This window comes from Rhodospirillales bacterium, from assembly GCA_016712595.1.
Taxonomy (GTDB): Bacteria; Pseudomonadota; Alphaproteobacteria; order Rhodospirillales; family Defluviicoccaceae; genus Defluviicoccus.
On the sequence record JADJQT010000001.1, the window covers coordinates 2,142,092 to 2,165,537 of the forward strand.

The following is a 23,446-nucleotide window of genomic DNA, read 5'->3' on the forward strand; positions in this document are numbered from 1 at the left end:
ATACTTGCAAGCTGTTCGATTACCTTTGATAATCGACTCTCTATGGCCCCTCGATCCATTTTCAAATCAAACCTTTGTCCACTAGGCGGCGGTAATGCTCGCCAAGGACGGTTAGTTTACAAGCCTTGCTTTGCATGGCTGCGTGCCACATGTGCGGAGCCCCAACGGGAACAACAAGGTTTACTCGGTTATACTTTTGGAGGATTGCAAAGATCGCTGTCTTATCAGGGTCTGGCGGGATGTATCCGGGACCATTCTTATCGGCCTCGTTCCGCTCCGGTTCGAAGGATGGGTCAAGCCGGTACTCGTAGTCGGGCTCTGGAAACAGCTCCACGATCCGCTGAAGGTCGGCGAGATCAAGGAGCGGCTTCACCTTCCGGAGTGATACGAACGTCTTCACGTTCGTCTTGAAGACCGGCCGCTGTGCCCACGGTCCGAGCGACTGATCGATGTGCGCATAAACGCTGCCGGGCGTCACCTCGCCGACAAGGTTCGCCGCCGCACCGCCGAGCGCGTCAACTAGCAGCTTGGTAAAGATCCCAGACCCGTTTTCCTCCACCGCATATTGTTCGGCCGTCGAAGCAGTCAAAATGGTCACGCCCTCAGCAAGCTCCGCTACGCCGCTAAGCGAATTCGCGGCCGTTATGCCGCTATGACAACTGTCAAGAAGGATGATTCTGTTTTTAGCCTTCGACTGGTTCGCCCACGTCATGATCTCGGCGAGCGGAATACCATCATCGCCGGTATCACAGTCTGAGGGGCACAGGTAGCCTCCCGATGCTTCTATGTACCCGTGCCCGGCAAAGTAGAATAGCGCAATCTCATCGTTACCCCCGAAGAGCTCCTTGATCGCCTCCCGGAGCTTTGTCCGAGTGACACCTCCGCCGACAGGTACGGCACTCAGAAATTTGACGTCAAAGTTTACTGAGCGGTCAGCGTTTCGGGCAAGAATAGATTTAACTGCGTTAGCGTCGTAGACACATCCGAATAGCGGCTTAATATTTTCGTAGTAGTTGATACCGACAACCAGCGCCTTCTTCATCACTGAGATCACGTGATATTATAGGGAGTTGACGAATGAGGCGACATTTTCCCACGTCCAAACCACCGTATTGACTCCAACAACATTAGTTCGGTCGTCCGTGTAACACCACAAGCCTCGAAGCCGGATCCTCTCCTCTTTGGCGCATGCGATCTCCCACTCTTGCCCGCTAGAGGTCAGGGAGTTCTTACTAATGAGAGCGATCACGCCGTCGGAGCGCCTGATTCTCGTCCGCACACGTTCCTTCCACTCAGTCTCGTACGGCTGCTTGACTGACATGTCGACGTACTCGAAGGGCGTTCTGGTGCTTAACGATTGGCCCTTCAGTAAATCTCTGGCGGATTTGTCCTCGATCGCGAACGCTACGAAAATTACCTTCTTCTCGGCCATTTAGCCTCACCCCCTTTTTAGATAATGCTGCACAAAATGATCGTATACTGCATGTGCCGTGGTCGCATGCGGCACGCACAGCCGACACCAGCGGCGAAGCAGTCGCCCGCCAGAGCGCGAAGAGCTCCTTGAGCGGGTGCCCGCCGGTGCCTTCGTGCATGCGGACCGCTGGTTGATATCGAACGAGCGCGGTGCGTACCCCAAACGAGAGTAAAGTAACAAACACTCCCCGTAACCGGAAGCCTGGCTGTGCCGTATACTGCTCGTTTCCGCTCGTTGCCGAATCTCGACGCTTGCAGCCGCCGCTTTCGGGCACCCGCCATGTCTCTTGATGGCGAAAAGCGCAATTTTGAGTGACTCGCCGCCATTTGGCGCGTCTCGCCCGCTGACCTTACGGGTACCGAGAAAATCAGTTGGTCGGGCGTAGTTTTTTGGCTTCGCTCTCGGGCGGCAGGTAGGCGGCGCCGTTGGCGTAGTGCCAGTCGACCATGATGCCTTTGCCGTCCTTGACCGCGGTGCGGCCGACGAAGGCGCCGAGGGTCGATTGGTGGTCGGCGCCGCGAAAGGTGATCGGCCCGAACGGCGTTGCCACCTCGATGCCCTCGGCGGCGGCGATCATTTTTTCGGTCTCCGTCGAGCCGGCCTTGGCGATGATCGTGGCCACCGCCTTGAGGGTGGTGTAGCCGACCACCGAGCCGAGGCGCGGCGGCTCGGCATATTTCGCCTGGTAGGCGTCGAGGAACGCCTTATGGGCGGGTGTGTCGATCGCGTACCACGGATAGCCGGTGACCAGCCAGCCGACCGGCGCCTCGCCCTTGAGCGGATCGAGGTACTCGGGCTCGCCGGTCAAAAGGCTGACCACCTCGCGGCCGGCGAACAGCCCGCGCGTCGTGCCCTCGCGGACGAACTGGGCGAGATCGGCGCCGAAGGTGACGTTGAAGATCGCCTCGGGATTGGCCTGGGCGAGAGCGCCGACCACCGGGCCGGCATCGATCTTGTTCAGGGTCGGCCATTGCTCGGCGACCCATTCGAGGTCCGGGCGCTTCTTGGCCATCGCGTCCTTGAAGGCGGCGACCGCCGACTTTCCGTATTCGTAGTTCGGGGCGACGCTCGCCCAGCGCTTGGCCGGCAGCTTGGCGGCTTCCTCGGCGAGCATCGCCGCCTGCATCGAGACCGACGGGCGCAGGCGGAAGGTGTAGCGGTTGCCCTTCTCCCAGACCAGCGCGTCGGTGAGCGGCTCGGCGGCCATGAACAGGATCTTCTTCTGATTGGCGAAGTCGGAAACGGCGAGGCCGACGTGCGAGAAGAACGTGCCCATCAGCAGCACCGCGCCCTCGCGGGCGACTAGTTCGTTGGCGGCGGTCAGCGCGTCGCCCGGCTTGCCGGCGTCATCGCGCGAGACGACCTCGATCGGCCGGCCGAGGGCGCCGCCTGCGGTGTTGATTTCCTCAAGCGCCAGCATCCAGCCGTTGCGGTAGGGCAGGGTGAAGGCGGGAAGGCCGGAATAGCTGTTGATCTCGCCGATACGGATGGCATCGGCGGCCGTGGCCCGCGGTGCGAACGGCACGGCGAGCCAAGTGCCGGCGATCCCGGCGGCGGCGAGCCCCAACAGGGCGCGGCGATCGATCATGGCTGTCATCCCTTCCTGCTCAGTCCCGTTTTTGCTTCGGGGGTGCGTCGCATTCGAGGGCGTTCGGACCTGAGCGCGTGCCGGCGGCTCAGCGAAGCCCGTCCTTACCCGTGATCTGTTCCTTGCTGAGGCCGCCGATTCGCGGCAGCGGCCTGCCGCTGTCGGTGACCACCACGGCGACGAGGATCTCGTCGGCGCGCGGAGCGTCGGCCACCCGCACTTCCATGGCATCGAAGTGGCTGCGCACGAAGGCGGCGTCCTTATGGCCGAGCGGCACGTCGATCGGCGTGCCGATCCCGCCGGTCTTCTTCGCCGACGGCACCAGCGCCGCGCCCCTCTCGACCGCCCGGCGCAGCGGCCCGCCGAGGCGCGGATGCAGGATCGCCGCGGCGTGCTCGAGCTCACCGTGTTCGCCGACGATCGCCGCCTTGCCGTAGCTCTCGATGCGCGCCGGCTCGACCCCGAGCGCCGCCACTGCCCGCTCACCCAAAAGGCCGCCCAGTTCTTCGCCGATGACCATCAGCGGCTCCAGATCCTCGACGTAGCGGCCGGCGCACGGGTTTTCGATCACCGCGATCGCCGCGGCCTTGCGGGCCGGCGGCACGATGGTGCTGCCCATTTCCCGGCGCGTCTCCTCGACGATGACGACCAGCTTGCGAATCTTGGCGTTGTACATGGGTGACCGTTTCTTCTCAGGGGCGCAGATCCGCCGTCAGGTGCCGGGGGCCTAAATCCGCCGTCAGGCACAGGTCGGACGACGAGGGTGAAATCGCCGCCCGCTGCTCCGCCTCGCCCGTTGGCGCGGCGGCAAAGCAGTGCAACGGCCTGCTGACGATCCGGTGGCGGCCGCGCAAAGCCAGGAAGGCGGCTTCAATCAACCCTGTCGCACGCATCCGTTCGGCTACTGCCTTCCCGGAGTCGAGCGCACGGGCGATATCATCGCCGCTGAGAGCGCCCACCGCAATCACCACCGGCAGATCGCCGAGATCGCTGTCCTCGCGCACCATGCTTGCCGGCTTTCTGACGACGGCGGGGCTGGCGACGTCGACGGCGTTGGCGATCAGCGTCGCCGCCGCATCGGCATCGGCGGCGTCGGCGGCGAGGACGGTCACGGCGTCGGCGATGCCGAGAGATAGGCTCCGCCCGCCCTGCCCGCTGGTGGCGATGCCGCGCACCGGCTGCGATGCGTCGATCCGCGCCCGGGCGACGATCTCTCCCTGACGCACGTCGGCGACAAGGCCGACGTCGTAGACGGTGCCGGGTTCCAGCAGCAGGGCGATGTCGCCGCCATTGTTGACGTAGGCGCGCGTCAGCGTCCGCCCCTCGGCGAGCGCGCCGAGGACGGCGTCGGCGACGGCGCCGGCCACCGCCGCCATCGGGGTGATGAACACGCCGCGATGGCGGGCGCAGGCGCGAACCATGCATCGGGCGATCGTGCCTTCGGGCCGAGGCGGATCCTGGTCGAGGCCGCGGCGGAGCAGCGGCAATTCAGCGACCAGTTCGTCGAGAACCGTGCAAAAGCGGCCGGCCGCTTGCGCGAATGCTGCCGCGATCTCGCCGGGTGCGCCCTCGGCGTCGATGATCAGATCGATGGGGCCATGCTGCAGATGCAGCCGGCCGTCGGTCAGCCGGTGAACCTGTGGCCCGCTCACCACCAACGCCTCACAGTCGGCGCCTCACGGACGCCCGCTCCACGGAAAGTGCTGACGGGCGAGGGGCCAGGGGTTGTCGGCGCTCCAGCCGACGGCGCGCAGCCGCTCTTCGCCGTCGCGCCCCCCGGCGAAGGTACCGGCGAGGCTGTCGGCGCGGACGACGGACTCGACGTGGCCGCCGAGCGCGGCATAGTCGGCAAGGCGCATGGTGAACTCGATCGGTGCGACCAGCGCCGGCGTGGGCACCCAGCCGAACGCCCGCTCCGGCATGCGCGCGACGTCGACCATGACAGTGATGCCACCGCCTGGCCAGACGTAGGCGGGCGCGCCGCCGCTGGAAACGAAGACAAGCGCGTCCTTGACCGAGCGGGTCAGGCGCACCGGGTTGCGGGTGACGCCGGCGCGCAGGGAGCCGCCGGCACCGGCCATGAATACCACCGAGCACAGCGCCGGCTCGCAATTCTCGCGGATCAACGCGACGGTCTCGGCAAGGTCCGTGGGCATTGCCGCCGGCACCGGGGCCAGTGCGTCGTCAAGCACGAAGTAGGCGGCGTCCTCGCCGGTGGTGCTGACCATCAACAGGGTCTGCCCGGGGCGGGCGACCTTGGGGTTGTGGGGGCCGAGAATGGTCAGCGGATCGGTGATGTCGGTGCCGCCCCAGCCGCTGCCGGGTTCGGCGACGCGAAAGTAGCGCCCCGGCGTTGAGCGCCGCCCGCGCATGTAAATACCGCTGGGAGCGATGCCGAGGAACTTGCCGGCCTCGTGCTCGGACAGCACGCCGGTGATGTGATCGTCGACGACGACGACCTCGTCGACCTTGCCCTTCCACGCCGGCGCGAACATGCCGATCGTCGCCGAGCCGCAGCCGACGCGCATGCGCTCCTCGGCAATGCCATCGACGACCGGCGCCGCGCCGGCCGCCACGATCACCGTCGAGCCGCCGTCAATGGCAAGCTCGACTGGCTCGCGGTTGCACAGCTTGAGCATCGTCTCGCAGGTGACGGTGCCTTCCTTTTTGCCACCGCCGGTGAGGTGGCGCACGCCACCGATCGACAGCATCTGCGAGCCGTATTCGGCGGTGGTCACGTGGCCGACCGGCTCGCCGCCGGCCCGCACCGTCGCGGTCTCGGCGCCGATATGACGGTCGGTGTCGATCTTGAGCTTGACGCCGCAGTAGCTGAAGATCCCCTCGGTCACCACGGTGACCATGTCGACGCCGTCGTAGGTGCCGGCGACGATGAACGGCGCCGGCTTGTAATCCGGATACGTCGTGCCCGCGCCGATTCCGGTGACGAATCGCTCGGCATTGATGTACTGGTCGGCAGTCCGCAGCAGCCGGCCTTCCTCCCAGTCCGGATCGCCGAGAAAGGGCACCATCGCGCCGTCGCGGGCGAGCGTGCGCTCAACGACGATGAGCGGATCGACGCGGACCAGCGTGCCGCTGAGGTTGGCGTAGCGATCGCACGCACCGGGCTGGCCAGGCTTGATCCGGCAGCGCACCGGGCAGGCGTCACAGACGACGAGCGCCGCCGGTGCTTCAGACGTCGCCGGGGCTTCAGCCATCGGCGCCATCGATCCTGCCCGCCGCCCGCAGCGCGGCATGGACCCGGTCCGGTGTCGCCGGGGTGCGGCGGATGGTCACGCCGGTGGCATCACGAATGGCATTGAGGATCGCCGCGGCGGTGGGGATCAGCGCCGGCTCGCCGACGCCCTTGGCGCCGAACGGACCGAGCGGCTCGGGGTCCTCGATGAGGATGGTCTCGATCATCGGGACATCGCCCACGGTCGGAATCAGATAGTCGTGCAGGTTGTCGGTACGGCCGGGAACGTACTCCTCCATCAGTGCCATGCCGAGGCCCTGGGCGATGCCGCCTTCGACCTGGCCTTCGACAAGCATCGGATTGATCGCCCGGCCGACGTCGTGTGCCGCGGTCATCCGCGCCACCTTGACCGTGCCGAGGTCGAGGTCGACCAGCACCTCCGCCACCTGTGCGCCGAAGCCGTAGGTCGCGTACGGCGTGCCTTGACCGTTCTCGTCGAGCGCCGTTGTCGGCGGATCGAAGGTGCCTTCGCCGCAGAGCACGTGTCCGTTTGCATCGGCCGGCAGCACAGAAAGATCGATCGTCTGCGCCCGCACGCCGTCGTGCACCACCAGCGCCGCGCCGACGATCTCGAGCCAGGCATCCGGTGTGGCGTTGGCGAGGCGCAGGATATCGGTGCGCAGCGATGTGGCGGCGAGCCGGGTTGCCCGTCCGGAGATGAACGTCTGCCGGGACGCCGAAGTCTTGCCGGCATCCGGGGTCAGGGCCGTATCGCCGGTTACGAGGGTGATCTGGTCAAGCGGCACGCCCAAGGTTTCGGCGCAAATCTGCGCCAGAACCGTGTTCGAGCCCTGGCCGATGTCGACGGCGCCCTGGTAGAGCACGAGCGTGCCGTCCGCCTTCAGTGCCACGCGCATCGTTGACGGATTGGACATTGAGGTATTGCCGCAGCCGTACCACATGCTGGCGATGCCGACGCCGCGGCGCGTCCGACCCGGTCCCGTCGGCGAAGAGGTGTTATGGCGCCGCGCCGCCTCGCGCCCTGTCTGCCAGGCCGGGCGCAGCGCCTCAAGGCATGCGGCCATGCCGACGCTGGCTTCGAGCCTCTGGCCGGTCGCGGTCGTATCGCCGGCGCGAATGGCATTCTTGACGCGGAACTCCAGCCGATCGAGGCCGAGGGCGTCGGCGAGTTCGTCGAGCACCGCCTCGGTGGCGATCGCCGCCTGCGGGGTGCCGAAGCCGCGAAAGGCGCCGGACGGCACGAGGTTGGTGGTAACCGCCCGGGTGCTGGCCACGATCGCCGGAAAATAGTAGGGGCCGGAGCAGTGGACCGGAACGCGGTTGGCGACGGTCGGTCCCCACGAGGAATAGGCGCCGGTATTGAAGTCGCCGGTGAACATCATCGCCGTCAGTTGGCCGGCGGCATCGGCGCCGATGCGCACGCGCATGCGTGCGGGGTGGCGCTTGGTCGTGCTTTGCATCGACTCGCGCCGGGAGTAAAGGCAACGCACCGGCCGGTCGAGCAGCCAGGCGGCAATGGCGATGTAAGGCTGCAGCGACAGATCGAGCTTGCCGCCGAAGCCGCCGCCGCAGGCGGTCGGCACGATGCGCACCTTGTCGTCGGCAATGCCGAGGATGCGGGCAACGTCCTCCCGGTCCATGTACGGGGTCTGGGTGGTGACGTGGACCTCGATGCCGTCGCCGGTCCGCCGGGCGAAGCCGGCTTCCGGCTCGATGTAGGCGTGTTCGACGTAGGCGGTCTCGAACGTTCCCTCGCGGATGTGGGCGGCGGCGGCAAGCCCGGCGTCGACGTCGCCCTTATGGACGTAGCCGCGGACGAGCACGTTGTCCGGACGTCCGGCAAACAGTAATGCTGCATCCTGCGCGAGCGCATCGTCGATGCTCAGCAGGGCAGGACGCGGCTCCCAGGTCACCGGAAAGTCCGCAGCATCGAAGGCCTCGATCGCCTCGGCGCTGCCGATCACCGCGGCGATCGCCTCGCCGGCGAAGCGGACGACGCCATCGGCAAACACCGGCTGGTCGCGCATCGGCGCGATCACGCCATGGACATTGACCCCGGGCACGTCCGCTGCCGTCAGCACCCGCACGAGGCCGGGGTGGCGGGCGAGAACCGTTGCGGTATCGCCGATGGTGAAACTTGCCGAGGCATGCGGGGAGCGGACGATCGTCAGCCCCAGGGCATCGGCGGGCGCGACGTCATCGCCGAAGCGCTCGGTGCCGTCGACGCGGGCGATGCCGTCAACGCGCGCGGCGCGGGCGCCGACGATGCCGTCCGCCGTGTTGCTGTTCGCCGTGTCCGCCGCGGGCGGCGGCACATCGGCGAAGCGCCAGGCGTCGCAGACGGCGGTGATGATCTTGCGATAGCCGGTGCAGCGGCAGAGGACGCCGCCCAGCGCGTCCATGACCGCCGCCTCGTCCGGACGGGCGCGGCGCTCGAGCAGCGCCGTTGCCGCCATCAGCATGCCGGGCGTGCAGATGCCGCATTGGGCCGCGCCGTGGTGCTGAAACGCGCGCTGCAGGCAGGTGAGCGCGTTGCCGCCGAGCCCGGCGGCTCCCGCCAATCCCTCGACGGTGACGATCGGGCGGCCGGCCACCTGACCCACGGGGGTCAGGCAGGCGCAGACCGGTATGCCGTCGAGCAGCACGGTGCAGGCGCCGCAGTCGCCGGCATCGCAGCCGACCTTGGTGCCGAGCAGCCGCAGGTCCTCGCGCAACACTTGGCTCAGCCGGCGCATCGGCGGTGCCGTAATCGGGATCCGTTCGCCGTTGATGCTGAGAATGAGGCTGGGGGCTTCGCTCTCGCCTCTCATCGCAGGCGGTCCTGTGCCGTATCGAGGGCGCGGCGAACCAGGGTCGCTGCGGCATCGCGGCGGTATTGCGCCGTCGCGCGCACGTCGCTCACCGGCGAAAGCGCGCCCAGATGCCGAGCGGTGAGCGCAGTGGAGAGCGGGGGGCCTGCCAGCGAGCGGCCGATGAGCGCCATCTCCAACTCTGGCAGGCGCTGCGCCACCGTGGAGCAGGCCCCAACAGCGACGGCGGCCGTGCTCACCTGATCTTCTGCGTCCGCCTCGATGACGACGGCGACCATGACGATCGAGATAAGCTGATAGGCCCGCGCGCCGAGCTTCACAAAGACACTGGCGGTTCGGGCGATGCGTTTGGGGATGAGGATCGCGGTCAGCAACTCGCCGGCTTGCAGCGCCGTTCGCCGGTTGCCGCGGATGAAATCGGCAAGGGGCAGCACACGCATGCCTGTGGCGCTGCGCAGTTCGACGGCGGCGTCCATCGCTAGCAGCGGCGGCACGCCGTCGGCGGCGGGCGAGGCGTTGCACAGGTTGCCGCCGATGGTTCCGGCGTTCTGAATCTGCACCCCGCCGATCTGGCGGGCGGCATGGCGCAGAGCGCTGAACAGCTCCGGAAGATCGTTGGAGCCGGCGATCTCGGACCACGTCGTCAATGCGCCGAGGCGCCAGTGATCTTGGGCGTCGGCAATACCGCGCGCGTCGGCAAGACCGGTGACGTCGAGTACGTCGTCGGCGAGGGGACGTGACGACGGGGAACAGTAGTAATCGGTGCACCCGGCAACCACGGTCCAGCCGCCGCGCGCAAGGATACCGACGGCTTCGTCCGCGGATTCTGCTCGAAGATAGTTTGCCAACTCGCCAGACCTCGTGTGCAGCCGCCGGCCGGCCGCCATGCAAATGAGATTGGTGCTAAGGTTGGTGTGCGATTGCGAAATTCACACCCATTGATGCGCAGTTGTCAATTGCATGACGGCGGATCGGCAACAGTTTCTCCCGGAGTGGCTTTGCCAATCGCGATCGCTCCCCCCACATGGTCCTCAAGCCGCCAAGCCCGGCGGTTCGGATCAGTTTCGATGTTGAAGCGCTTCGTGGTCTGCCTCATCGCCTTACTGGCTTTCACCCATCCGGCCGGTGCCGATTTTCGCAGCTATGCCGTGGTCCAGGACGATGCTAGCCTGCTCATCCGCAATACCATCGTGCGTCTTTACGGGATCTATATTCCCGACCCAAGCCTCTATTGCGGGCGCAATCTCAGGCCGAGCTTCTGCGGCAACCGTGCGGCTGTCGCGCTTAACTTCAAGATTCAGGGGTTCGTTACCTGCCGTGAGATGGGATCCTACAATGACGGCAGCATCAGCGCCGTATGCTGGGCTGGACGTTCCAACTTCGACGACGGCGTGGATCTCGGCGCCTACCTCGTCCGCGAAGGCCTCGCGCTCGCCGGTCCCGACGCGCCCTTCGAATACCGGGCGCTCGAACGCATCGCTCAGGCCAACGGCCTCGGCATCTGGGGATTCCAGGTCGATTCGTTTCGGCCTGCTCCAAGATTCTGATCCGTAAGCCGAAGGCCACCCCTTGCTCACCATCAGGCTTGAAGCGCGCCTCGCGGCTAAAGGGTAAAGCAGCCGGCGTTGCGGTCCTGGCGCTGATCGCGTAGCCCCAATGGCGCTTGCGCCACATTCTTGCCACGCTTGCGCCATTGGGGCTACGCGGTGCTTGCCGACGCGCTCTACTTATCGTAGCACCGTACCTGACCCGTGCGTCGGCGAAGGTCGCTCAAACGGCTGTTCTCCGCGTATGGCGATAACGCTGGGAGGCGAGGTCGGCGTTCATTCCCGCCGCACATTGGTTGTTCAAAGAAAATGACCGAGAACGCAATCGGCGCAATTCTGACCATTTTGTGGTGGGTGCCGATTCTGGCTGCGCCTTTCATCGGCAGCTTCCTCGGCGTTGTTGTCGAGCGGCTGCCGGAGGGCGAACCGCTGGTTTTCGGCCGGTCCCGATGCGACTATTGCGGCCATACGCTCGCCGTCCGCGACCTCATTCCTCTGGTGAGCTGGTTTGCCGCGCAGCGGCGGTGCCGCTATTGCGGCACGCCGCTTGGCTGGTTCTATCCCAACATCGAGGTGGCGGCCCTGCTCGTCGCCATATGGGCGGCACTTACAATCTCGGGACCGATGATGTGGGTGAGCTGCGGGTTGGGCTGGGCGCTGCTGACCCTGGCGGTGATCGACATCCGTCACCTGATCCTGCCGGACGTCATCACCCTGCCGCTGCTTGCCGGCGGGCTCGTTACCATCTTCGCGATCGATCCTTCGATGCTCGATCAGCATGCCCTCGCCGCCGTTCTCGGCTTCGGCGTGTTCTGGCTGATCGCCACGGGGTATCGCAAGCTGCGCGGTCAAGAGGGACTGGGGCTCGGCGACGCCAAACTGCTTGCAGCCGCCGGCGCATGGGTTTCGTGGCAGGGCCTGCCGGGAGTCGTTTTCTTCGGCGCTGCGAGCGCGCTCCTCGTCGTGCTGCTGCGCATTGCCTTGGGCGCCGATATCGGCTCGCGGCGACATTTGCCGTTCGGGCCCTACCTTTGTCTCGCAACCTGGCTGGTTTGGCTTTACGGGCCATTGCTGCTGGGCTGAGCGTGAGATACACCTGGGCGCGGGACGGCACAGTTCGCGCGCCCAGGGACCGGTGATGCGGCCGGCGATGCGGGCAAAGACGAGAGGAGCACCGTGACGGTGGACCAGCGCTTGCCCGATCCGACCGACGGCAACGGAAACGTTGCGATTGTGGACAACACCGACGGGGTGCTCGGTGACGCCGCCGCGGTCGACGCCGCCGTCGTCGACTGGCTGACCGGCCGCGGCAAGCTCGATGCAGCGGGTGTGCAGCGGGCGAAGCGCATTCAGCCGGACGGCGGCGAACACCTTTACTCGCTGCTGATCAAGCTTGGCCTCGCCAGCGAGGGCGATGTCGCGGCGGCACTTTCGGCCGTGCTCGGCCTGCCACTGATCACCGCCGCCGATTTTCCCAGCCAGGCGCTTCTCGACGGAGCGCTGAGCGCGAAGTTCCTCAAGGACAGCCGCATCGTGCCGGTCGCCGAGAGCGAAACGGGCGTCGTGCTGGCCATGGCCGATCCGCTCGACGACTTTGCCGCCGGGTCGATCGAGGCCGCCACCGGCCGGCCGGTGGTGCGCCGCATCGCTGTCTCCGCCGATATCGAAAAGGCGCTGGAGAGGCTCTACGGCCGTGCCGGCAGCGTGCTCGGCGAAATCGATCAGCTTGGCGAGCACGGCGAGCACGGCGGCGACGATGCCGAGCGCCTGAAGGACATGGCGAGCGAGGCGCCGGTCATCCGCTTCGTCAACCAGTTGATCGGCCGCGCGGTCGAGGCGCGTGCCTCGGACATCCACATCGAGCCGTTCGAGAACAAGCTGCGCGTCCGCTATCGCGTCGACGGCATTCTCCAGGAGGTGGAAACGCCGCCCGGGCGGCTGGCGGCGGCGATCATCTCGCGGGTCAAGATCATGTCGAAGCTCAACATCGCCGAGCGCCGGCTGCCGCAGGATGGGCGCATCAAGCTCGCCATCCGCGGCAAGGAGGTCGACTTCCGTATCTCGACGGTGCCGACCCTGCATGGCGAGAGCGTGGTGATGCGTATCCTCGACCGCGGCGGCGCGGTTTTCGAGTTCGCTGCCCTCGGCCTCGATGCCGGCGTGCTCGATCCCTACCTTCAGCTGCTGGATCGGCCGAACGGCATCGTCCTGGTGACCGGCCCCACCGGCAGCGGCAAGACAACCACGCTCTACACCTCGCTTTTGCGACTGAACACGCCGGACTGCAAGATCCTCACCGTCGAGGACCCGATCGAATACCAGCTCGAAGGCGTCAACCAGGTTCAGGTGAAGGCGCAGATCGGCCTGACCTTCGCCGGCGTTCTGCGGGCGCTGCTGCGCCAGGACCCGGACATCATCATGATCGGCGAGATCCGCGACCTCGAGACGGCGCAGATCGCAGCACAGGCGGCGCTCACCGGCCACTTGGTGCTGTCCACCTTGCATACCAATTCCGCCGCGGGATCGGTGACGCGGTTGCTCGACATGGGCCTTGAGGACTATCTTCTTGCCTCGACGCTCAACGGTATCGCCGCCCAGAGGCTGGTGCGCAATCTTTGCCCACACTGCCGGGAGCCGAACCCGGCGGCTGGCGAGATCGCCACGCAAATGAATCTTCTGCGCTTCGCCGAGGGCGGCGTGCTGCGTATCGACCGGCCGGTCGGCTGCCCGCGCTGCAACGGCACCGGCTACTACGGGCGCTCGTGCATCGCCGAGATGTTGGTGATGACCGACGAGATCCGCCGCATCATCCTGCGTCGCGAGGATGCCGGCGCCATTCAACGGGCCGCGATCGAAGGCGGCATGCGCACGCTCTACGAGGACGGCATGCGCAAGGTCGTCCGCGGGGTCACGTCACTCGAAGAGGTGCTGCGCGTAACCCGGGAGGCGTGAGCGTGCCGACGTATCGCTATAAGGCGGTGAGCGGACCCGGCGAGGTCGTCGAAGGCGAGATGGAGGCGGCGAGCCAGGCGGCAGTGCTCGACCAGCTGCGAGGCCAGGGTTATCTGCCGCTGCGCGCGGACGAGGCCCGCGGCGGCGCCCTGGCGAACCTGCTGAAAATGGAGATCGGCGGCGGCTCGAAAATCTCGGGCGAGGACCGGATCGCCATCATCCGCGAACTCGGCAGCCTCTCGCATGCCGGTCTGCCGCTCGATCAGGCCATTGGCGTGCTGATCAAGTTCACCGAGAAGGAGCCGGTCAAGAAGCTGATGGGCCGGGTGCTCGAGCGTGTCCGCGGTGGCTCGTCGCTGGCGGATGCGATGACGGCGCAAGGGCGCGTCTTCGATCGCTTTGTTCTCGGCATGGTCCGTGCCGGTGAGGCCGGCGGCGCCCTCGATACGGTGCTGGCCAAAACCGCCGAATTTCTTGAAAAATCACAGCAGTCGAAGCAGGACCTCAAGTCCGCATTAATCTATCCGGTGGTTCTGTTCGTCTCAGTATGCATCTCCATCGGCATCATCGTGACCGTCGTCATCCCCAGCTTCAAGGAGATCTTCGATCAGGCGGGCATCGCGCTGCCGCTGTCGACCCGGATCGTCATGGGTGTCGGCGCGGTGACCTCGGCCGGCTGGTGGGTGCCGATCGTCCTCGGCCTCTTGGCGACGCTGTTCATCTCCCGGCAGCGACGCGATCCCGAGTTGCGCCGGCAGTGGGACCGGCGCTTCCTGCGCCTGCCGTTGGCGGGCGGACTTGCCGGCCGGATCGAGACGACGCGGATGACCTACACGCTGGGCATGCTGTTGAACAACGGCGTGCCGCTCGTCTCGGCCCTCGGCGTGGTCAAGGGCACGCTTGGCAATGCCGCCATGGAAAGCGCGTTTGAGCAGATCGAAAAGCAGGTGCGCGAGGGCAAGACGTTCGCGGGGCCGCTCGCCGAGTCCGGGCTGTTCCCGACACTGGCGACCCACCTGATCCGCATCGGTGAAGAGAGCGGCCGGTTGGAAGAGATGTTGTTCCGCGTCGCCGAAGTCTACGAGCGCGAGGTGCACCATTCGATCCAGCGGCTGATGGCGATCTTGATCCCGGCGCTGACCGTCGGCATGGCGCTGTTGATCGGCGGCATCATCGTCTCCATACTCGTGCCGATGCTCAGCATCAACCAGCTCGCTGTGTGATTCCGCGGAGGCTCCCCTTTCATGATAAGTGCAAAGCGTGCCGTTCGGGACACGAACCGGCCACCGCGCGCCACGCGCGCGGATGGGGCGGCGCAGGCAGGCTTCACTCTGCTCGAAGTTCTGGTCGTCCTCGTCATCCTCGGGCTGCTGGCGGCGGTTGTCGCCGGCCCGCAGATTTTCAAATACCTGGGCAGCGCCAAGTCGGAGGCGGCCAAGGTGCAGATCCAGCAGGTGAGTTCGGCGCTCGATCTCTATCGCCTCGAGATTGGCCGCTACCCGACGCAGGAGGAGGGCCTTTCCGCCCTGATCGAAGCGCCGGCGGGCGTCAACCGTTGGAATGGGCCTTACCTGAAGAAAAAAGAAGCGATCGTCGATCCGTGGGGTCGTGTCTTCCTTTATAAGATTCCCGGCGATCATGGCGATTACGACCTCTGGACTCTGGGCGCCGATAATGCGCAAGGCGGCAACGGCGAGGACCAGGACCTTACAAGCTGGTAAGGGATGGGCGGGTACTGCCTCGCCGGTTGGCGGGGCGCAGGCGGCGTTTGGGTTTACGCTGCTCGAGGTGCTTGTTGTCCTCGTTCTGCTGGCGATTATCGCCGGCTTCGCCGGGACGCGGCTGATCGCCTCAATGGACGGACCGGCGCTGCGTTCGGCGTCGGGCGAACTGGCGAACGTGCTGCGTCACGCCCGGGGTCGGGCGATTGCGCGCAACGAGCCGGTAGCGGTCGAGGTAGACGTCGACGCGCCGAGTTTCGGTATTCCCGGCGAGAGTTCCTACGCGCTCTCGCCAAAGCTTCACCTTACTCTCTTTACCGCGGCGAGCGCGCAGCGCACGGCGAACGTTGGCGAGATCCGCTTCTTCCCCGACGGCAGTTCCACCGGCGGCGAAGTGACTTTGGCGAGCGGCGATGCGCATAGCTACGTACAGGTGGACTGGCTCACCGGACGGGTCGACGTCTACGAAGACTAGGCTGCCGTCGGGCACGGGCACTGTGCGACAACGAAAGCAGCGCGCGAAAGAAGCCGGCTTCACGCTGCTTGAGGTCCTCGTAGCGTTTGCCGTGTTGGCCGTGCTGATCGTCCCCATTTTGCAGGTCTTCGGCGGCGGTATGGGCTCGACGCGGACGGCGCGCACCGTGGCGATGGCCACCTTGCTCGCCCGCTCCAAGCTGGCCGAGGTGGCCGCCGCGCGGCCGCTCGCCGTGGGCGAGGCCGAGGGAACCTTTGAGGACGCCGGCTTTCGCTGGCGGGCCAGCATCGTCACCGATGACAGTGTCCTCGACACGATAGACGGCGAGGCGGCGGCGACGAACGGGCGCGATGGCGGTGAAACGGCCAAAAAACGCTCGCATCAAACGCGTGCGAACACCCAGCGGAACAGCAGTGGTTTCACCGGCACGCGGTCTTCCACGAACCGCAAGGGGGCGCTATCCGCCGGCGACGAAACCGGGGAGGAAGACCTTGGCGGAGCTCAGGGCAGCGACCTCGTGGTGCTTCGCATCAGCGTGAGCGTCGATTGGGGAAACCGGGGGAATGGTGTCACGCTGACGACGTTCCGGCTTGAAAGCGCCGGCGATCCTGCAGCACGGGGGTTGGAATGAGCGGCAGAGACTCCCGTTTCGAAGCGCCGACAGGCGGCTTCACCCTGCTGGAACTTCTCGTCGCCATGACCGTCCTCGGCGTTCTGACCGGTCTGCTGTCGAGTGGCGTCGGCTTTGGCGCGCGGGTTTGGGAGCGCGAGCACGCGCAGGCGGATAACTGGTTCGCGTTGCAGACGACACAGGACGTCGTGCGCCGTCTGCTTTCCCAGATTTGGCCGATCGGCGGCTCGACGCAGACGGGTCAGGCAGCGTTCACGGGAGCAAGCGGCTCCATGCGCTTCGTCGGTCCCCCGCCAGCACAGAGCCTGACCGGCGGCGTCTATCAATATGTGCTGGCCAGCCGCACCGGTGAAGGCGGCGTCCGCTTGGTGCTCTCGTGGAGGCTGCGTTCTCCGGATGGTATTCTTGCCCGCGGTGGCGGCGCCGGCCACAATGAGGACGCGTTCAGCCTGAGTTCGGCCGATCGCCGTTCGCAATCACGGCTCGGCGCGGCGAAGAGCTCGGAGCCGGGCTCCACGCGTGGGCAACGTGCAAACGAAAACGCCCGCCCGGCGTTCGGGGCCGGCAATGAGAACGAGGAGGGAGCCGAGTCGGACAGCAGGGACGTCGTGCTTCTCGATCACCTTGCCTCGATCGAATTCAGTTATTTCGGCGAGTTCGGCGAGGAAAAAGCCATGCAGTGGTACGATCGCTGGCTCGACGCGAACCGAATGCCGCTGCTCATCCGTCTGCGGGTGACGTTTCCACCGAAAGACCAGCGGGTCTGGCCCGATTTTATTGTCGCACCGGAGATAACCGGGATGGCTGGCGGCGGCTGAGTCAGCTATACTCCGAATGAGGTATTATTTGCCCGGTGCTGTGGCCGTCGCCGTTTGGTCTCTTGTCGCCAGGGGGGGCAATGCACTAGCTTTCCCGTCCACAAGGTTGACGGCGCCTTGGCAAGTCCGTCGCCCGATATGGATGCGGATCGAAAGCGGTGGCGCGGATGCACCACCGCTTCTGCAGGACACCGAGCAAGGGTCGGGACACACGAGACTGTGGCACATCCTCTAGCCAAGGTCCGGCGCTTCGCTGGAGAGTTCTTCTCCTGGTGGGTGGGCGAGTTGAAAGGACTGATGCCGGCGTGGCTTCTGCGCTTTCTCCTGCCGCCGATCGACGAGCTCATCCTCGAGCCGATGGATACGCGACTGGTCGTGCGGCGCCGCAACGGCACCGGTGAGCGCGAACTGACGACGCTCGATTTTGCCGGCGTCGCGCCCGCGGAGACCAAGGCAGCGCTGCGGCCGATCGTCGATAGCCTCGATCTCGCGCGGACCAGCGTCGTCGTGCGGATGTCCCCGCGCCTGGCCTTGCGCAAAATGGTCGACTTGCCGGCGGCGGCGGAGGAAAACCTGCGCCAAGTCATGGCGTTCGAAATGGATCGCTTGACGCCGTTCGCCGCTGATGCGGTCTATTTCGATGTTCGCGTGGCCGATCGCGATGCCGCGCGCAAGCGCCTTAGCGCCGAACTCACCGTGTTGCCGCGTGCCGCTGTCGATCCCGCCGTCGGTCGCATCCGCGATGCCGGCCTGGAACCCGAAGCCGTCGTCCTGCCGCCGCGCCCGGCGCCCGGTTTGGTGCCCGGATCAGTGCCCGCTCCGGCCCGGGGCGAATCGTCGCAGGCCGTGTCGGCACCATGGCGCGTGCCGCTGGCGAACGGCGGCTCCGGAGGCCTGCGGCGGATCGGCCGCTTGGCGATCGGTCTGCTGGTCCTCGCTGCGGGGCTGTTCGCGGCCGGGCTCTATTCCGCATTCAGCCGGGATGCGGAGCATCTCGCCGCCCTCGATCGTCAGGTGGCGTCGGCGCGCAGCGAGGCGGAGGAAGGGCGCAAGCTGGAGGAACAGATCGAACGGCTGAGCAGCGAGGGCGACTTTATCGTCGAGAAGAAGCGGGCCCGCCCGCCGGTGCTGGCTGTTCTGAGCGAACTGACGCACGCGCTTCCGGACGATACGTGGCTTTATCGCCTGCGGATGACCAGCGAGGAAATGCAGACGTTTGGCTACTCGCCGAACGCATCGGCGATCATCGGACACATCGAGAACACGACGCTCTTCAGCAACGCCCAGTTCCGCGCGCCACTGACCCGCGATCAGCGACTCGAGGCCGAACAGTTCCATATCGCCTTTCAGGTGGGGCGTAAGGATCAACCGTGACCAAGCTCTCGCCTCTGACGCGCAAGATCATCGCCGTCACCTTGCTGATCGTGGCGATCGCCCTGCCTTACCGGCTGATCGTCAGCCCGCTGCAGGAGCGCTCCGCGGCGTACGCGGAGCAGATCGCGGCGCGGCAAGACGTGCTGTCTCGGCTGCGACGGCTTGCCGACAGCCGTCCGCAACTGCGCGAGCGGCTGGAGAAACTCCAGTCCTTGCCATCGTCACAGGAAGGATATCTCTCCGGCGACAGCGAGACGCTCGTAGCCGCCGACCTGCAGACCCTGGTACGGACGATCGTGGAGCGCAACGGCGGCAAGCTGGAGAGCACGCAGATTCTTCCGGCGACGAGCGAGGGGGCATTTCGCCGGGTAACACTGCGGGTCCGCATGTCCTCGGATACAGATTCGCTATTCCATACGCTCTACGATCTGGAATCGATGTTGCCCTACCTGTTCCTTGACGGTCTCGATATCGTCGCGCGCAACCGGCGCGGCCGCGCTGCCAGCAAGGCGAGCGCGCCGGCAAGCGAACTCGGCGTCAGTTACGACGTCTACGGCTACATGCGGGCGAGCTGACCATGGCGCGCCGGCTGGCTGCTTCCGCCCGCTGGACGTGGGCATCTGCGGTGCTCGCCTTACTTGCCGGCGGGTTCCTTAGCTGGCAGGTCTGGCAGGGCGACGGTGACGACGGACGTATCGCGCGATCGGTTCCGCCGCCGCACGCCGCCGGCGAGGCGGGGGACGAGGCGGAAAAGGGCGAGACGACCTACGAAATGCCGCCATCCGAGGACTTTGCCGAAGTCATCGAAAGGCCGTTGTTCGACAAGTCGCGCCGGCCGGCGGAAGCGGCGACGTCGAGTGCCGACGGCGATGACGCGCCGCAGGAGAACGCCGCCACCGGGGTCGTTCTGAATGGCGTGCTGCTGACGCCTCGTCGCCGCCTTGCGCTGCTGCGTTTCGATGACAATCCAAAACCGATGCACGTGGCCGAAGGGCAGGAAGCCGGGGGCTGGCTGGTCGTTTCCGTCGGTCCAGACAAGGTGATCCTGCGGCGCGGCGAGGTCTCGAACGAGATCAAGCTGGACTACCGCCGTCCAGAGACGAGAGAGCGGCAAAAGGAAGAGGCGGGAGGTGGCACGCAGCGATCCGGCGCGGTGGTGCGGTCCACTGCGACGTCGGCTCGCCCGCAAGCCCCGCCGCGTCCCGGCGCGCCCGCCACTTACGGCGCCATGCCACGCCATCCGGGCTCGCCGGAGCAGCCGGACGCCGTTCCGCCTGATGACCAGTTGCAAGATGACGAGCCGACGGAATAAAGGTCATCGTCGACACTGTCGCGCTTTCGCGTCCTATGCTATAGGAGGCGGCGAATTACTTGGCCCGGGAGCGCCAGTAAAGCGTCATTAGACCGAGAGGCAAGAACCGGCGTAATGGGTCTGTAATGTTTGCAGGAAAAAATGCGGCGGTCGCGCGCGGCAGTCTTGGGCGTCTGCTGTTGTGCTCCCTGTTGGTCTCATCGATAGCGGCATGCGCTCATCGGCCATTTTTTGACACCCAGGTGAAGCCCCCGGATGCTCAGGCCGCATTGTCGCCGACTCCTGTTGCAACCGAACCCCTCGAAACGCCGGCGGAACAGAACACACCTGCTTCGACGGGCGGCGCTGCCGCCGCTGAACAAGACGAAAGTTCCCGCTCGCAACACATCGGCGGCATCTATCGCGGGTCCGATACATTCGTTCATCGCGGTGTGCCGGCGGGCGGCCCGGTGATCCGTACGCCCGATGGCGAGGTGACGCTGAATTTCGTCGACGCCGACCTGCGCGAGGTGGTCAAGGCGATCCTTGGCGATACGCTCGGCGCGAATTATGTGATCGATCCGCAGGTCCAAGGCACTGTGACCCTGCAGACCAGCCAGCCAGTGCCGGGACCCGCTCTCATCTCGGTGCTGGAGTCCATTCTGCAGGTCAACAACGCGACCCTCGTCCAGACGGACGGCCTCTACAAGATTGTACCGGCAGACATCGGGCCCAAGGGCAACGGCCATTTGCGCTCGACGCTGGCGCCGGCGACTCAGGCACCCGGCGCCCAGGTCGTCGTCGTGCCGCTGAAGCACATCTCGGCGACCGAGGTGGAAAAGCTGCTGGCGCCATTCGCGCCGCCCGGCGGGGTTCTTCGCGTCGATCCGAGGCGTAATCTCGTCGTCCTCGGCGGCAGCCGCGCCGACGTCGCGAGCATGCTCGACGTCATCGACACCTTCGATGTCGATTGGCTGGCAGGCATGTCGTTCGGTCTGTTCGCGCTGCATTCGACAACGGCGAAGACGATGGTCGACGAACTTGGCAATGTCTTCGGCGATCAGACGGAGGGGCCGCTGGCGGGAGTCGTCCGTTTCGTGCCGATCGAGCGCCTGAACGCCGTTCTGGTGATCTCGCCACGGTCGCTCTACGTCGATCGGGCGCAGTCCTGGATTGAGCGTCTCGACGTCGGCGAAAGCGAAACGCCCCGTATTTACGTCTATTACTGCGAGAACAGCCGCGCCGAGGACATCGCCGCCGTGCTCAGCCAGGTGTTCGGTCAGCAGACGAGCGGGGCGAGCACGCGGCCGCAGGCGCAGCTGGCGCCGGGCCTCAGCCCGGTGACGCTTCAGGGCCAGACGGGAGGACAGCCGGACGCGCCGGCGGCGAACGCGCTGTCTTCGGTCGCTACGCAGAGATCGGGGAACAACAGCGCCATTTCCGGCGGCGGCTCCAGCAACGTCGTTGCCGGTGGCAATGACGATATCAAGATCATCGCCGACAAAGTGAAGAACGCGCTCGTCATTCTCGCCAAGCCGAGCGATTACCGCACGGTCGAAACCGCGCTGCACAAGCTCGACATTATCCCGCTGCAGGTTTTGATCGAGGCGACGATTCTCGAAGTTACGCTGAACGATACGCTGCAGTACGGCGTCGAATGGTTCTTCAAGTACGGCTCCAACAAGATCGCGCTCAGCCAGTCGAATTCGCCGCGCATCAGCAGCATCGGCTCCGATATCGCCGCATCGATTTTCCCCGGATTTTCCTACGTGCTCTCACCGGGAGACAGCGTCAAGGCGGTGGTCAACGCGCTCGATCAGGTCAGCGATCTCAACGTGCTCTCGTCGCCGCAGGTGTTCGTGCTCGACAATCAGACGGCGACCCTGACCGTCGGTCAGGAGGTACCGATCCAGACGCGATCCCAGCAGAGCACCGTGACCGACACGGCCAATATCGTCAACAGCATCGAATACAAGGATACGGGCGTGATCCTCAACGTCACGCCGCGGGTGAATGCCGGCGGACTGGTGACGATGGAAATCTCGCAGGAGGTGAGCAACGTTTCCAACGAGGCCAGCGCCGGCGGGATCGACTCGCCGACCATCAATCAGCGCAAGGTGGAGACGACGGTCGCGGTGCAAGGTGGCGAGACGGTGGCGCTGGGCGGCCTGATTACCGACCGTCGCGAAAACACCTCGTCGGGCATTCCCTGGCTATCGCGGCTGCCGTGGATCGGCTGGTTGTTCGGTACCAAGTCCGAGACCGCCGGCCGAACGGAACTTCTGGTGCTGATTACCCCGCAAGTGGTCGGCGGCGCCGAGCAGGCCCGTCAGGTCACGCGTGAGTTGCGCTCGCGATTGCGGAGCATAGTTCCGCTCGAACAGCGGCTGCAGTGACGCGGAAGTGGCTGGCTCAGGCGGACCGGCAGCGCGGCATCGCGCTGCTGATGGTGCTGGGCGCGCTGATGATACTGTCGTTTCTCGCCATTGTTTATGCGAGCAACGTTCGCACCGAGGTTCTCCTTTCCCGTAATCTCGTTGACAACGCCGAGGCCGAGGCGCTCGCTGACGGCGCGATCTACAAGGCCGCCGCCCGCCTCGCCATCGACCCCCGCGACGGAGGCCTTTACGGCGACGGTCGGATCTATGTCTGGCACAGCGATAACGCCGAGATCCGGCTGACTATTCGCGACGAAGGCGGTAAGGTCGACCTCAATCAGGCACCGGCCATCTTGTTGCGTGAATTGTTCATCGCCATCGGCGAGGAGCCTGGTCATAGCGACGAACTCGCCGACGAGATCGTCGATTTCCGCGACGAGGACGACGACAAGAGCCCGCACGGCGCCGAAGCGCCGGAGTACCGTAAGGCGGGTCTGGCTTGGGGACCGAAGAACCGCAGTTTCGAAATGGTCGAGGAGTTGGCTTATGTCGTCGGTGTTACGCCGGACCTCTACCGCCGGATCGCACCCCTGGTGAGCGTTTACGGCCAGCAGGAAAACCCCCACATCCCGACGGCTCCCCTTGAGGTGCGGACGGCGGTCGCCGCGGTCGCCGTCGACTCCCATGGCCGCAATGCGAACGCGACAGGAAGCGAGCTCTCCCAGAGGAGTTCCCAGCTTCCCAACCGAAGCGGCCTGTCGTTCGGCGGCAGCCGCTTTGGCCGTCGCGGCGACCTGGGCGGGGAGCCTCTCGATGCCGCAGATTCAAGCGCGGACGACGATAGCGCCGCAAACGCCAATAGCGAAGACCGTTCGGGCGTTCCGGTATTCACCGTTCATGCCGAGTCCCGCACAAACAGCGGCACCGTTTTCGTTCGCGAGGCGATCGTCGATTTCTCCGCGTCGACCGATCAGCCGTTCGCCATTCAGGCATGGCGTCAAGGCGTTCGTGTTATGTTCTGATCGGATCCCGTTCCCGGCGCGCGGTCCCGGCCTCACGCCGATCAATAGGCGCGCGGGGGGTGCGCTTCTTGCGAAATCGGCAATCTTTTCCGCACCAGGGCGTTGATATTGCTTGCGTCTTTACCGCGCTGGTGTCGATACTGAACCGTCG

Annotated in this window: 20 protein-coding genes; 13 read left to right on the forward strand and 7 right to left on the reverse strand. The window is 65.8% G+C overall.

The features are described from left to right. Positions 1-61: 61 nt before the first annotated feature. From IPK66_09655 to IPK66_09685, 7 genes are all read right to left on the reverse strand, one after another. Complete coding sequence (locus IPK66_09655; GenBank protein ID MBK8175500.1) at positions 62-1,042, reverse strand: caspase family protein; 981 nt, start codon at positions 1,040-1,042, stop codon at positions 62-64. A gap of 799 nt (positions 1,043-1,841) precedes the next feature. Then, complete coding sequence (locus IPK66_09660) at positions 1,842-3,071, reverse strand: ABC transporter substrate-binding protein (GenBank protein ID MBK8175501.1); 1,230 nt, start codon at positions 3,069-3,071, stop codon at positions 1,842-1,844. A gap of 79 nt (positions 3,072-3,150) precedes the next feature. Then, positions 3,151-3,738: an amino acid synthesis family protein gene (locus tag IPK66_09665; GenBank protein ID MBK8175502.1), complete on the reverse strand. Its 588-nt coding sequence runs from the start codon at positions 3,736-3,738 to the stop codon at positions 3,151-3,153. A gap of 16 nt (positions 3,739-3,754) precedes the next feature. Beyond that, positions 3,755-4,714 carry a UPF0280 family protein gene (locus IPK66_09670; protein MBK8175503.1) on the reverse strand — a complete coding sequence of 320 codons (960 nt, stop codon included), beginning with the start codon at positions 4,712-4,714 and terminating at the stop codon, positions 3,755-3,757. A 24-nt stretch (positions 4,715-4,738) separates the two neighbouring features. Next, positions 4,739-6,277 (reverse strand): 6-hydroxynicotinate reductase, encoded by a 1,539-nt coding sequence (locus IPK66_09675; GenBank protein MBK8175504.1) that lies wholly within the window; start codon positions 6,275-6,277, stop codon positions 4,739-4,741. Next, complete coding sequence (locus tag IPK66_09680) at positions 6,270-9,086, reverse strand: molybdopterin-dependent oxidoreductase (protein MBK8175505.1); 2,817 nt, start codon at positions 9,084-9,086, stop codon at positions 6,270-6,272. The genes IPK66_09675 and IPK66_09680 overlap by 8 nt, the downstream gene beginning before the upstream one ends. Beyond that, complete coding sequence (locus tag IPK66_09685) at positions 9,083-9,973, reverse strand: FAD binding domain-containing protein (GenBank protein ID MBK8175506.1); 891 nt, start codon at positions 9,971-9,973, stop codon at positions 9,083-9,085. The genes IPK66_09680 and IPK66_09685 overlap by 4 nt, the downstream gene beginning before the upstream one ends. Before the next feature lie 180 nt (positions 9,974-10,153). Here IPK66_09685 and IPK66_09690 point away from each other — a divergent pair, with 180 nt between their 5' ends. The 13 genes from IPK66_09690 to IPK66_09750 all read left to right on the forward strand — a co-directional run bounded on the left by IPK66_09690 (position 10,154) and on the right by IPK66_09750 (position 23,295). Then, entirely contained in the window at positions 10,154-10,633 is a 480-nt protein-coding gene (locus IPK66_09690; protein ID MBK8175507.1) for a thermonuclease family protein, read from the forward strand. Between the two features lie 309 nt (positions 10,634-10,942). Further along, a complete protein-coding gene (locus IPK66_09695; protein ID MBK8175508.1) occupies positions 10,943-11,716 on the forward strand; it encodes a prepilin peptidase in 774 nt (257 codons plus the stop codon). A gap of 111 nt (positions 11,717-11,827) precedes the next feature. Beyond that, complete coding sequence (gspE, locus tag IPK66_09700) at positions 11,828-13,585, forward strand: type II secretion system ATPase GspE (protein MBK8175509.1); 1,758 nt, start codon at positions 11,828-11,830, stop codon at positions 13,583-13,585. Between the two features lie 2 nt (positions 13,586-13,587). Next, a complete protein-coding gene (locus tag IPK66_09705) occupies positions 13,588-14,808 on the forward strand; it encodes a type II secretion system F family protein (protein MBK8175510.1) in 1,221 nt (406 codons plus the stop codon). Between the two features lie 21 nt (positions 14,809-14,829). Beyond that, positions 14,830-15,306: a type II secretion system major pseudopilin GspG gene (gene gspG, locus IPK66_09710; GenBank protein MBK8175511.1), complete on the forward strand. Its 477-nt coding sequence runs from the start codon at positions 14,830-14,832 to the stop codon at positions 15,304-15,306. Next, on the forward strand, positions 15,260-15,781 hold the full coding sequence (locus IPK66_09715) for a GspH/FimT family pseudopilin (protein ID MBK8175512.1): 522 nt from the start codon (positions 15,260-15,262) through the stop codon (positions 15,779-15,781). Before gspG ends, IPK66_09715 begins: the two co-directional genes overlap by 47 nt. 22 nt (positions 15,782-15,803) lie before the next feature. Beyond that, positions 15,804-16,412: a prepilin-type N-terminal cleavage/methylation domain-containing protein gene (locus IPK66_09720; protein ID MBK8175513.1), complete on the forward strand. Its 609-nt coding sequence runs from the start codon at positions 15,804-15,806 to the stop codon at positions 16,410-16,412. After that, positions 16,409-17,230, forward strand: coding sequence for a prepilin-type N-terminal cleavage/methylation domain-containing protein (locus IPK66_09725; GenBank protein ID MBK8175514.1), 822 nt, complete (start codon positions 16,409-16,411; stop codon positions 17,228-17,230). Before IPK66_09720 ends, IPK66_09725 begins: the two co-directional genes overlap by 4 nt. Positions 17,231-17,449: 219 nt before the next feature. Continuing rightward, entirely contained in the window at positions 17,450-18,604 is a 1,155-nt protein-coding gene (locus tag IPK66_09730; protein MBK8175515.1) for a hypothetical protein, read from the forward strand. Then, entirely contained in the window at positions 18,601-19,179 is a 579-nt protein-coding gene (locus IPK66_09735; GenBank protein ID MBK8175516.1) for a hypothetical protein, read from the forward strand. Before IPK66_09730 ends, IPK66_09735 begins: the two co-directional genes overlap by 4 nt. 2 nt (positions 19,180-19,181) lie before the next feature. Beyond that, entirely contained in the window at positions 19,182-19,916 is a 735-nt protein-coding gene (locus IPK66_09740; protein ID MBK8175517.1) for a hypothetical protein, read from the forward strand. Between the two features lie 269 nt (positions 19,917-20,185). After that, positions 20,186-22,291 (forward strand): type II secretion system secretin GspD, encoded by a 2,106-nt coding sequence (gene gspD / locus IPK66_09745; protein MBK8175518.1) that lies wholly within the window; start codon positions 20,186-20,188, stop codon positions 22,289-22,291. After that, positions 22,288-23,295: a general secretion pathway protein GspK gene (locus IPK66_09750; GenBank protein MBK8175519.1), complete on the forward strand. Its 1,008-nt coding sequence runs from the start codon at positions 22,288-22,290 to the stop codon at positions 23,293-23,295. The genes gspD and IPK66_09750 overlap by 4 nt, the downstream gene beginning before the upstream one ends. The last annotated feature ends 151 nt before the right edge of the window (positions 23,296-23,446 follow it).